Here is a 12,577-nt window from a genome sequence, read left to right on the forward strand (position 1 = left end):
CTTCTTTTGTGAAGGTCTATTTTAATTCGGAATGGAAATTGCTGCATTATATTAGAGATATTAAACCCTTTAATTAAATTGATAAAAAAATGAGTTTTAAAGAAGTTATAATTAATGCAGGTGCCCAAGAGATTTACGGCATCTGCTTAGTTCTTTGCATATAGACCACCAGCAGTCGTTAGAATTATGCTGGGCAATCCGTGGCAGAAAATTGTCCCTTAAAGAATTAAAAATTACGCCGACTGGCATTACAGCAATGAATTGGCCCAGCATTTTGAGATAGAGAAAGAATTTATTTTTCCTATATTAGGAATGGAAAATGAACTCATAAAAAAAGCATTATCTCTGCCAGAAGAATAAAAAAACATTTTAAAAAAAATCTTGAAATTGAAAAATCATTAAGCCGCATTGAGGAAGATCTTGAAATATTGATACGTTTCGAAGAGAAAAATATATTTGTTTTAATCAGAAACAATATGGCATCTAATCAAATTACAGTAAACACGAAAGTTTTTTTTACAAATAAAATAATAAAGAATGTGAAGACCTCTTTTGGCTTTAAAAAAATCTTTTAACAATCTACTACTAAATTTCTACGTAAAAAATAGAAATTATAAATAACATATTTTAATACATAACCTTGTTTTTTTTAAACAAAAAATATTTACCCGCTCAATGGAAAGACACAAGATAATTCATCGAAATTACTTTAAACTTATGCTTATATCTATTTTTGTTGGGCTCTGTGGGGCATTGCTCGCATTTTCACTAAAAAAGCTGACAGAATTTTTTGAACGCTTCCTGTTTAATATTGCCAGCAATTATTCAATAGGAATAATTTTATTTCCTACCATTGGAATTACCGCGATTTATTTTTTGAGAAAATATGCATTCAAGAATAGGAAAAACAAAGGAATAACCGAAATATATAAAACACTTGATCAGCGCAAAGACCATTTGCCGCTATTTAAAATCCCCTCGCATTACATCAATGGATTTCTAACAGTAATATTTGGAGGGTCAACAGGTATAGAAGTATCCACTGTAGTGGCTGCGGCCACTATTGGGAACTTTGCCTACAAAAAGGATCTGTCTGCAAAAATATATAAAACGGAATTAATCTGCGCGGGAGTGACCGCGGGAGTTGCTGTTTTATTTTGCAGCCCTCTAGCCGGCTGGCTATTCGCAATGGAGGTTATTGCAAGGAAAATAAACAGAACACTGGTTATCGCCTGTACCTGTTCAGCATTGGCAAGTTGGCTGTTTATTTCTTTGTTTGATAATAAGCCTTTGCTCTTATATACCATTGCAGATTGGAATTGGACGGCTTTTCCGTTTTTTATTATTTTAAGCCTTCTTTCAGGGTTATTGGCAGTTTATTTCACACTTTTAGTTACCCGGATTAAAGGCCTTTTCGGGACTATTTCGAACAATTTCATACGCGTTAATTTAGGGGCTTTAACTGTTGGTGCATTAATTTACTTGTACCCAGGCTTATACGGCGATAGTTATGATGCCCTTCATGAGGTGCTGCATGAATCCATAAAGGCACCAGGCGTTTCATTTTTTTTCTTATTAATCATTACAATGCTAAAACCCCTGGCGGCATCCCTTACACTTGGAGCAGGCGGAGACGGAGGCGTATTTGCGCCCAGCATTGTTTCAGGAGCATTTCTAGGGCTGCTTGTCGCCTCTATTGGCAATGCTTATTTTTCAGCAGATTTAATCCCTTTAAACTTTGCCTTGGTAGGGGCGGCGGCTGCTTTATCGGCTTCTCTTTCCGCTCCCTTAACTTCTTTGGTTCTGATCTGTAATCTGCTTCCAAACGGATATTTATTGTTTGTCCCTATTGCGCTTGGAACTGTAATTTCGTATTTTTTTTCAAAAAAACTGCTTCCTTATAATGTATATTCATATGACTTTTATCTAACAGCAAAGCAATAGCCGATTAAGTACAGGGAATGAAATTTAGCCTGAACCGCTTTATTTAAAATTAGTTTTTTTATGCCAGCTCAAAAAAACATCAGTTTTTTGCCGCGAAGCAATCAGAATCGGAGGGATTTTTATGGCTGGCACATTAGGTATTAATCCCTCCTTCTAATTATGGTTTGTCGCTTCGCTTTAATAATATTCGAATACATTGGCAAAACTTGTAGCTATACTGTAAATAGTGCTGTCCGGGAACATCATATTATACATGATGGGTAATTGAAAGTTCAAATCTATCGGAAAAAACAATAAATTTAAAAAACATTGCACTTTAAGCTCCAAATAAATAAAAACTAAATACTGTTTTGCCATGCATTCTTTTTGTTGGCACACTTAAGAAGGAGAAATAATCTGTCTTCATTATTTTACACCTGTTGGCTATCAAATAAAAATAGAATTGAGGAACTACTAAAATAACCTTCGAAGTATTTTATTGAAAACATGCTGTTTCATTTTTCGATTCAATTACAGCTCTCAGTAAAAAATTTGGATTGGCTATATAAAAAAGCCTTTAATCGAATTAAAGGCTTTTAATCAACCAAAGTTAGGTTTTAGTATTTACTAGAAGTATTTCAACTATGCTCTATTTTTTTTACACGTACATAGGTTTATAAAACCACGAATTTTAAGAGTATCATTGGTGCCAAACTTTTTTTGGACTTGATACTATGAAAGGGATTACTTTTGTACCACAAAACTTAAATCGCATAAAGTAATTCATAAAGCTAAAGAAAGACAATCCTACCTTAACGATAACAATATTTTCAAATCCTCCATAAATATTTGTAGAATTGTATGCCATAAACCAATTGAGTTTTTATATTTTTTTACATCAATCCCCAACAGGACATCTAAACCAAATTTACAAAGCCAATGAAAGACAGACACTAAATATAGTAAGCCAATTTCTTCAAATCATCCAAAAATGATGTTGTAATTTGTCCCGTCCCCGTCACAAAGCCAAATGGCGTCAATTGTCTTCAATTGACGCCATTTTTACTATTATTAAATTGCTTCGCCCAACAGATTTCTATTTATCTTTGGCAATTCTAAATCCAAACCCATCATTTCGTGTACCTTTTGGTGATTGATATCTCACTTCAGGCATATGAATTCCATATTCTAAGGGTCTTCCACTTTCATCTTGTGTTTCGTAAAACCAACTGACACCTTTTGAAATTTTATACTGTCCTTCTAAAGGTCCTTGAGGGTTTCTTCTGCTAACCAAGCTATCCTTTTCGGGTTTGTACCAATCAAAAACCCATTCACCAACATTCCCGGTCATATCATATATACCAAGTTCATTCGGTTTAAGAAGTCCTACTTTATGAAATGTGCTGTTTGAGTTTTCTTTAACCCAGCCAACTTCAATTGGATTATTACTGCCACTATATTTATATCTTTTTGTTTTTATTCCACCTTTAGCCGCGTATTCCCATTCTGCTTCTGTTGGAAGCCTTCCTCCTGCCCATTTTGCAAATTCATTTGCTTCGTCCCAAGTTGCAAGCATCGGATTTTCGTCTATCCACTTGTAATAAACTTTACTACCATGTGCATTTTCAATAGGAGGATCAGGCATTTTTCTACCTGTTTCTTTACAAAATTCTTTAAATTGTTGAACCGTTACTTCATATTTACTAATGTAAAAATCATCAAGTTCAACTACCCTATGCGGACTAGTAAATCCCTTTATAGAGTCACCTTTCGGACTTACAACAATCTGGTTTTTGCCTTGTTCAAAAGTTCCACCTTCCACAAAAATCCATTCCATTTTCTCATCACTTTTTTCACAAGAATTGAGAAATAAAAATCCAATTAAAAATATAAATGTTCGCAAAATCATCTAAATATTGATTAATGTTTATTAAAATTACTGGCAGGTAGCATATTTAACTGAACAAAAGTTCACAATTATTTATTCAGCAACCACCTTTACGAGGTGCACACTTATAAATTATCTTACTATCTCGTTCTACATAGTCGCCAGATATAATTGGGTATAAATACTTGGGCGCGTGTGATACACTATGGCTTTTTATAATTATTGTATCGTTAACTTTCAAGCCTTTTAGCCCACGGAATTCATTGTTGCCGGATTTTTCCAATCCGAAACTAAGTATGTAATCATCATGATTAATCTTTACCATAATTCCAAAACCTAATCTTGACCCTAGCGGAAGAGAAAGAGAGGTTACAACTCCCTCCATATTGACATAATCATTAATAGGTTTTCTTATTTTAGCTTCGCTAGCATATACTTTTTTACCTGCGGGAGACTCTTCCCATTTTTTAAACATTATGCCATCAGGAGTAGTTTCCCATTTTTTCAGTACGACTTTCTTTTCACTAGTAGAAAGATTTTTAACGACTAGTTTTTTAGATATTTCATTTTTATTCTCACAATTAGCAAATACCAATCCGCTTACTACAACCAAAAATAAGATTAGTACATAAATGATTTTTTTCATGCTTTTTGCAGCTTTAATTAATAACATAGTTTACCTTCTTTAAAGTTTATGCAGCAAAATTACTTTGATATATTTCCGTTTGAGATATAAAAATTGTAAATAAAAATGTAAACTTTGTAAATAAATTATTGACAATATGCATCTTAGTCAAAATCTGATCTCTAGAAAACGTAAATATCTATTTGCATTGATATTTATCTTGTTTTCCGCTATAATCTATGCAGCTTTCCGTACGGAAGGCAGTGATGACTTTAACTTTGCCAGAAGAGAAATTTTACTTCGAAAAATCGGACATGAATTGCTTTTACAATCAGGCGACAGTACATCAAGAGTACTCCCTGTAAAAAAAATTTCAGAAAATGAATATCAGATTAGGTTTGAGAATGATTTTAGTTTTCAACCGGATTCATTGGTCAATATTACAAGTCGTTTATTAGTCAAAGACTCGTTCGCAAGTCATTATATCGTTAACGTCCTGAATTGTGGCAACTCTAGTGTTGCATATGGGTATGTCATATCCAAAAATAAAAAAGATGATATTGTAGCCTGCCTAGGGAGAAAACAGCCCAAAGCCTGTTACATAATTAGCATAAAATTCAAATCAACAGAAATAATTTCAGAAAACAGTAAATATGTTCTGGGAAGTCTTTCAATTTTAGCATTTGTCGGTTTTATTCTTCTGAAATCTGGGAAGTCAAAAAAAGAAACGCCTGATAATCAAAATAAAGACATTTATAATTTGGGATCGGTATTATTTGATGTAAAGAATCGAAAGCTTATCATAAATAAAAATACAATAGACCTCACCGTTACAGAAACACGGGTTTTGCTCATTTTCGCTTCTTCTCCAAATAAAACAATAGAAAGGAATCGCTTACAAAAAGAGATATGGGAAGATGACGGTGTAATCGTTGGTCGTAGTTTAGATATGTTTATATCTAAGCTTAGAAAAAAACTTGAATCTGATCCAAAGATCAACATTGTTGTTGTACGCAGCAAAGGTTATAAACTTGAAATTAACTAGCAGAAAATGTTTTACTAATAAAAGATCTTTCAATACTTTTATTTTTGAAAACTAAATCTACTGAATAAATAGGTTAAGTTTTTTGTTCATTGCATTTTCCATCAATCCCCAATAGTACATCTAAACCAAATTTACATAGCCATTGAAAGACAAACACTACATATGGTAAGCCAATTTCTTCAAATCATCCATAAAAAATGTTGAAATTTGTCCCGTCGAGGTCACTACTAAAAAAACGTTAAAACCTAAGTTTTAGCGTTTTTTTTATGCTTTTCATGTAGTATTTATAAGTTTTATCTCACTTAAATACATGGTTTAGACATCCTGTCGAGGTGACTACTCAGGATTTAAACCAAACTTAACACACTGATTTACAGATACAAAAACATTTAATTTATCTTTGTATTAAGAATAATTTAACATTAAAAAACTAAATTATGAATTATAGAGATGAACAATACAAGGGAAAAATTTCTCCAGAAAAGGCACAAAAAATGCTTAAAAAAGAAGGAATAAATGTAACAGTTGAGCTAGCAGAAGAAATATTATATTTTCTCCGACTGATAGCAAATATTCATATTGTAAAATTTATCGAGAAGAACAAAACGACTGAAAAAAATAAATGAATGATGTTGCGTTGAAAAAAATGAAGAAATTTTTAAGCTTTACAAAATTCACAACAAACGCTGTAATAAAGAAGTTCTTAAACGAAAATAGCAAAATTCATCATCAAGACAATATTTAACATTTAAGAATGCTGTATCATTTCATCGTTGTAAAATCTTTACCGCATATCTCCGATCATTAATTATTGCTTAAATGAAACAAAAATTGGCTTCCTGAATTGTCTTTTTAAGATTATAGCCCCGATAGCAGTGCAAATCTTTTTGTGACGGTGTTCGACGCTAAAGATTGGAACGGATAGCGGGAAAAGCTCCTAAAAACATTAAACAGGAAAACAGTCGACAATATCACTGAATCTTACAATCAGGAAATCAAACGGAACTGGCAGGCAGTAAAAACCGCCATAAAGTGCCGCTATAAAATAGCCGACATCAAAATTTGGGAGGATTACATCGAACTGGGTATTTTAAAAAAGACCTTTCAAATCCGCCCTATGTATGCCCTAAGCACCTGAACGAAGCGCATGACCGCTTAGTGAAGAAAAAAAGGGCCTTGATCAGAAAGAAAACGCTGATGACTGCCAGCATCGCAAAGCATGCCACCAACAGGATCTTTTTTCTTTGTTTTTCCATAACCAAACACTTTTGAGTTTTGTCATTTCCCACCGAATGCGGGCTTTGGAACAAAGGTTCATGGAATATCAACTGCAGTAGGAAAGTGGCATCATTGTTTTTTTTGGCACTCGAAGTCGTTTTATGCAGGAAATACTTATATTAGCGCCAATAATAGTGCTACCCAAGAACTAACCTAACCAATGAAAAGAGATTTCACAGAATTTGCAGTGCTTCCTGCATACCATGGAGACTGCATCCTGATCAATACATTTGATAATAATAACGACGAATTTAAGATCCTTATAGACGGGGGAACAGCCCAAACCTTCCGATATACGCTTAAAGCTGAACTGAAAGACGTCACCAGAATAAATCTTCTTGTACTCACTCACATTGATTCCGACCACATTGCAGGTTTGATCAGCCTATTCAAAAGCACTCTAATAGATAATATTACAATTGACGAAATTTGGATGAATCATCCTGAAATCATTGAAGTGGAGACTGGCGAGCTCATCAGTACAAAACAGGCTGATACATTAAAAGAATTAATTCTACAAAAAAAACCGGATGCAAAGCTTTCAGAAATAACGACTTTGGATGAAACAATCGTTAGAAGAGGACTTCAGTTTGAAATACTGTCGCCTACGCCGCAGATAATTGAAGAATTATACCTCAAATGGGAATCATCTGATCTGCCGGTAAACGAAGATGGTAATGGTAATGGTAATGGTAATGGTAATGTTAATATATCTACGGACCATAATATATACTCCCAGACCCTGAAAGCCTTAAATGAAGCAGCATTCGCTCCAGAGAAATCCATAAGCAACGATATTTTCAATTCATCTTCCATTTCCTTTATTTTAAGGTGCTTTGACCTCTCTATCCTGCTATTAGCTGACTCCAGGCCGGAAGTGATAACGGAGTCTCTGCGCCGTAATTATAGCCAGACCAATCCGCTCCAGGTCGATTATGTTAAAGTGTCACACCACGGAAGCATAAATAATACCTCACAAGAAATGCTTAGTATGATCCAATCAGACCACTATATAATTTCTACAAATGGAGGAAGCGCTGCACATAAGCATCCTTCTAGGGAAACCATTGCGAGGCTGGTATACAATTCGCAAAGAAAAGACACTCTGTTAAATATTTATTTTAATTATGAAATTGAAGATCTGAAAGACAGAATAGGCGAATTTATCAATGAGGCAGATTCTGAAGACGGCAACTGGAAGCCAACAACTAAAAACTTGTTTAGAAAAAATGACAAATAATTTAGCGGAAAAATACTGCGTCCGCATAAAAAGTGGCAAACATACCGGCAGCGGTGTACTGCTTTCTGGCAAAGACTCATTTTATGTCCTTACCGCAGCACACTGTTTAGGAACTGTAATGCCGGAATTGGGCAAGATAACTATCGAAAAACAGAATGATTATACCTCTGATTTTAAAGCTATAACCGCTAAGGAAATTAAGGAATTCAATGCCGAACATGATTTTGCGCTGATAGAAATTGATTTGGATGAAAACGAAAGATCCCAATATCAATATAAATTGGGACGAGGCGTGCTATCGGAAAACGATGTGAAATTCTGCGGATACCAAGGTGTCAGGATCAATCAGTACCGTCCATTTAACGGAAGAATACTCTCTGTGAGCGATGATGCAGGCTGCTTTAAAATCACCCTTGTCGGTGAAACTTTTGATCAGGGCGGAGAAGATGGAAAATTTCTGGCCAAGGGACTTTCCGGAAGCGGAGTGTTTCTGTACAGACACAATTCACCTTTCCTGATAGGAATTCTGAACTCAGTTATATCTGACAAGGCATGGAATGACGATATTGAATGCTGTTCAATAAAGCATCTGGAACAGTACATTGCTGAATATGTAGACTTATCTGATTTTGAAAGCCTAAAGCAGTGGAATGAAAACTTGGAAAAAGAGCGCACTTCTAGAGAAATAGAAGCCTTTAAAAAGGAGAACAGCGAATTTTTTGAAAACCTATACCGGAAAAATAATGTTTTGTACCCTGATACAGCCAGAGCAGATTCTGTCACTGCAAAACAGATTAGAAAATTCCTGGCCATGAAGGAAAATATAAGGACTATAGAAAACGACTATCCGATCCTCTATTCAAAATTCAAGAATATTGTAAACAGATTCGTCGATCAGGTTGAAGACGACTATTCAAGAAATGTAAAGGAAAGCAGAGAGGCCCTCGATTTAAAGATTGAACTCCAAAATCAATTGAAAAGCCATTTTGAAGTTCTGCCCGATTTTACAAATATTGATCTATCGGATTACCAGATTATAGAATGGCTTGGAATATGCACCTTAAATTTTGTAAAGAATGATTAATATCCTTTTAGATCAAAAACCGACTTCCGTATCCATCCGATATAACGGTTACTATAAAGTTGTATTGCTTTTGGCAATTATCAGATATTGCAGCTACGGGAAAAAAGCAAGCTTGGAGCTGATCCATATTGCCTTCTGGTCCCTTCGTAATGAAGATAATTACCAGGTATTGCTGGATTTGTCCAACCAAAACAGGAACAGTCTTGTTCCGTGGACCTTTGAGCACGGAATTGATGAGGTTCTAGCACTTGGATTTATTAACGAGTATATTTCGAAAGTGATCGTGACTCATACCCTTGAAATTAAAATAACCGAAAAAGGCTGCGAAATAATTGATTCTATCAATAAGTTTGAACTTTTTCAGGATGAAATTCAAAAAATTAAGGCACTTGGCGTAATACCAAAAAACAGATTGAATAATGCAAATAAGAACTGGAAATTAATATAGTATTAGGATGTTTAAAATAAATAAATTACGAGCTGAAATTCTTACCGATAAAAGTGCAGACATAACGGATCTATATGGGTTTGAAATTCCCTTTGAACAGGGATTGAACATAATTGCAGGTCCTAATTCAAGAGGAAAAACCACAATAAACACCTGCATCTATTATGCTCTTGGAATGGAGGAATTGTTAGGAGCACATAACGAGAAGGCTCTTGACAAAGCATTAAAAGAAGAATTTACAGTTAAGCCCGGCCCTGATGAAGATGGCATTGTCTATAAAGTAATCTCTTCTAAGATCTTTCTCGAAATAGAAAATGAAAACCGGGACATCATTTGTCTTGAAAGATTCATCAAACCGAGCACTGAAGAGGTAAAAACAACTAATATAATGGTTCATTTTTCACCATATGACCATATCAATGATGAAATGACTTCAAAGGGTGCATTCTTTGTGAACGCCAGAGGAAACAATGAAGACCAAAATGGATTCTACAGCTTTTTGGCGCAGTTCATAAACATTGATCTGCCATTTGTCAGCAACAGCTCAAGAAGTGACAATTACAGTCCGCTTTACCTGCAGACCATTTTCTCTGCTTTATTTATTGAACAGACCAAAGGATGGTCTGATTTTTTTGCTACCATGCCATTTTTCGGTATCACGAAAGCCAAAGAAAAAATAGTTGAATTTATTCTGGGCCTTAATGAAATTGTCCTTTCCACGGAAAAGGATGTTTTAATTAAGGAAAGAAACACCATCACTGAGGACTGGAAAAGAAAAGTTAAGTCTCTATCCTACATTGAAAAACAAAGCAACTCCACAATAATTAATGTTCCTGAAGAGCTTACTACCGATAAAGCTGAAATTGAGAAAATAAACGTATTGTTTTCAACCTCGGAGGCAGAAAAAATTAGTTTCGCAGCTTTTTTGCTTCTTAAAACTGAAGCCGTTAAAGAACTTGAGAGCAGACCGATCGCTACCATCAAAGAAAACAGGGAAGCATCCATCTTAGAATTTAACAGTCAAAAAGAAGAGTACTATGAGCTTAAAGAGTACGTAAGCAAATTTGAGAACAGGCTCAATATAGAGAAACAGCAGTCTTTCAGCTTAAACAAACAGATTGGAGTCGTTGAATCAGAAATTAAGGACCATATCAATCTGCAGAAAGTTTTCACTGAAAATATTATCAATGAACGCGGTGCAAACCATTGCCCTACCTGTTCTCAGGAGGTAACTACAGATCTTATCTCCACAAAAAATATAAAGATCCCTCAGCTGACGCTCGAGGAAAACACCAATTTTTTAAAGAGCCAGAAGAAAATTATAGAATCTTCCTTGACAAGCCTAAAGGAAACGGTCGCCGAGAAAGAAGCGCTTCTGCTCTATTTTAAAAATTCTCTTCGTCAAAAGGAAGTGCTTATCAAATCCATTTCAAAAGACCTGATTGCAGATGATAGGGCATTCTCGGAATCAGAAGTGGTTAAGAAGCTACAGCTTGAGAGAGAAATAGAAAATCTGGAGCTGCTTAGGGAATCTATTATAGAGCTGAAAACAGATTTAGTGGAACTTGCCAATAAATACCATAACAATACAATAAGGATTGAAGGCCTAGGCAAATCGGCGGCAGAAGATGAGCTAAAATTGGCCGCCTTTGAAAGCGAATATAAAGATTACCTGTTTGGTTTCGGATATGACAGTAACGCAAAGTACCAGATATCAATCAATAGAAAAGAGCCGTTTAAATATATGCCAGTTTATTTGAACAGAAAAGAGGGGGTTTATCTGCCGCAATCCATTAGAATAAATTCTTCGGCTTCAGACTTTGTTAGGAACATCTGGGCATACACGTTGGGGCTGTTAAATAAAGGCGTAAATCACCCTGGAGTCATTATTTTTGATGAACCTGGACAGCATAGAACCAATCTTAGCAGCTTGAAGCAGCTCTTTAAAATTTCTTCAGAGATAAAGGAAAGGCAAACCATAATCTTCACCTCAATTGACAAGCCGCTTCATAATGAAGAAGACGAAAAGATTGATTTGGATATCCTGATAGAAGATCTTGAAAATAGCAATTATAAATTGATAAGGCTTGATAATGTCAATAAAGTAATCGGTAAACTTCCAAACTAAAAAAGGGGAATCTATAAAAATTCCCCAATGTCAAAATCCTGCAAATCCTCCGGATCCACTTCATCGTTCGATCTGTCTGGCAAATTAGAAAGCCTCCCGTCGAGTAGCTCTGCCATTCTTCGGGAAGCATCTTCCATGGAATTTTCCAGTAGGTTAAATAAATTCAGTTCCTTGTATTTTCTGAATCAACTCCGCTGCTGTTTCCTTTTGGGATGGCTCCAGGCTTTCCACCTGCAGCATCATCCCTACTGAGCTTGAAAGGGATTATTTTTGTGCCACAAAACCTAAATCGCATATAATAATTCACAACGCCAAAGAAAGACAATTCTGCCTTAACTTAAACATTCTTTTAAAATCCTCGATAAATTTTGTACATTTATATATCAGTTTAATGCGATGAATCTATTGAGTTTTTACAATTTTTGCATCAATCCTACTCAGGACATCCAAACCAAATTCATAACGCCAATGAAAGACAGACACTACATATAGAAAGCCAATTTCTTCAAATCATCCAAAAATGATGTTGTAATTTGTCCTGTCCCCGTCACAAAGCCAAATGACGCCAATTGAAGACAATTGGCGCCAATTTTTTTAGACTTTCTTTATTTTTATTCGTCTAAAGAGCCGGGCTCCTCAGCAGCCCTAGCCCCGATAGCAGTGAAATCCTTTTGTGCTGGGGTTCAACGCAAAAGATTGGAACGAATAGCGGGAAGAGCTGCTAAAAATAGCTTCAGTGAAAGATGTAGAACTTAAAAGCCCAGCTTTCCATCCTAGCATGGTCACAATCACGCCCCTTATTTTCATTGTTTCTCCAGCATCTCAATAACTTAAAGCAAACCCAAGCTTGAAATAGGCTGCCTGCAGAATAACAGCCTTTGGATAGCTATGCCCTTTAGCATTTATTTTTCGGCGCGT

At 35.3% G+C, this 12,577-nt stretch carries 10 protein-coding genes; 8 read left to right on the forward strand and 2 right to left on the reverse strand.

Features of this window, described 5'->3' with window-relative positions; genetic code table 11:
• The first annotated feature begins 717 nt into the window (after positions 1-717).
• Positions 718-1,944, forward strand: coding sequence for a chloride channel protein (locus AC5ZCW_RS01315; RefSeq protein WP_342446976.1), 1,227 nt, complete (start codon positions 718-720; stop codon positions 1,942-1,944).
• Between the two features lie 1,075 nt (positions 1,945-3,019).
• Here AC5ZCW_RS01315 and AC5ZCW_RS01320 read toward each other — a convergent pair.
• Both AC5ZCW_RS01320 and AC5ZCW_RS01325 read right to left on the reverse strand, forming a co-directional pair.
• Positions 3,020-3,826, reverse strand: a complete 807-nt coding sequence (locus AC5ZCW_RS01320) for a formylglycine-generating enzyme family protein (protein WP_496117386.1) — start codon at positions 3,824-3,826, stop codon at positions 3,020-3,022.
• 82 nt (positions 3,827-3,908) lie between these two features.
• Entirely contained in the window at positions 3,909-4,457 is a 549-nt protein-coding gene (locus AC5ZCW_RS01325) for a hypothetical protein (protein ID WP_496117388.1), read from the reverse strand.
• Positions 4,458-4,593: 136 nt separating this feature from the next.
• On the opposite strand from AC5ZCW_RS01325, the gene AC5ZCW_RS01330 reads away from it, so the two are divergent.
• From AC5ZCW_RS01330 to AC5ZCW_RS01360, 7 genes are all read left to right on the forward strand, one after another.
• Positions 4,594-5,481 carry a winged helix-turn-helix domain-containing protein gene (locus AC5ZCW_RS01330; RefSeq protein ID WP_496117390.1) on the forward strand — a complete coding sequence of 296 codons (888 nt, stop codon included), beginning with the start codon at positions 4,594-4,596 and terminating at the stop codon, positions 5,479-5,481.
• Between the two features lie 437 nt (positions 5,482-5,918).
• Entirely contained in the window at positions 5,919-6,107 is a 189-nt protein-coding gene (locus AC5ZCW_RS01335) for a hypothetical protein (protein ID WP_496117392.1), read from the forward strand.
• 436 nt (positions 6,108-6,543) lie between these two features.
• Positions 6,544-6,753, forward strand: coding sequence for a PcfJ domain-containing protein (locus AC5ZCW_RS01340; RefSeq protein ID WP_496117394.1), 210 nt, complete (start codon positions 6,544-6,546; stop codon positions 6,751-6,753).
• A 166-nt stretch (positions 6,754-6,919) separates the two neighbouring features.
• Positions 6,920-7,999 carry a ComEC/Rec2 family competence protein gene (locus AC5ZCW_RS01345; RefSeq protein ID WP_496117396.1) on the forward strand — a complete coding sequence of 360 codons (1,080 nt, stop codon included), beginning with the start codon at positions 6,920-6,922 and terminating at the stop codon, positions 7,997-7,999.
• Positions 7,989-9,083, forward strand: a complete 1,095-nt coding sequence (locus AC5ZCW_RS01350) for a trypsin-like serine protease (protein WP_496117398.1) — start codon at positions 7,989-7,991, stop codon at positions 9,081-9,083. The genes AC5ZCW_RS01345 and AC5ZCW_RS01350 overlap by 11 nt, the downstream gene beginning before the upstream one ends.
• The gene (locus AC5ZCW_RS01355) at positions 9,076-9,531 is read left to right on the forward strand and encodes a hypothetical protein (protein WP_496117400.1); all 456 of its coding nucleotides are present in this window, start codon (positions 9,076-9,078) and stop codon (positions 9,529-9,531) included. Before AC5ZCW_RS01350 ends, AC5ZCW_RS01355 begins: the two co-directional genes overlap by 8 nt.
• Positions 9,532-9,538: 7 nt before the next feature.
• Positions 9,539-11,659 carry a hypothetical protein gene (locus AC5ZCW_RS01360; RefSeq protein WP_496117402.1) on the forward strand — a complete coding sequence of 707 codons (2,121 nt, stop codon included), beginning with the start codon at positions 9,539-9,541 and terminating at the stop codon, positions 11,657-11,659.
• Positions 11,660-12,577: the final 918 nt, after the last annotated feature.

The organism is Flavobacterium sp. PLA-DH12, from assembly GCF_059511845.1.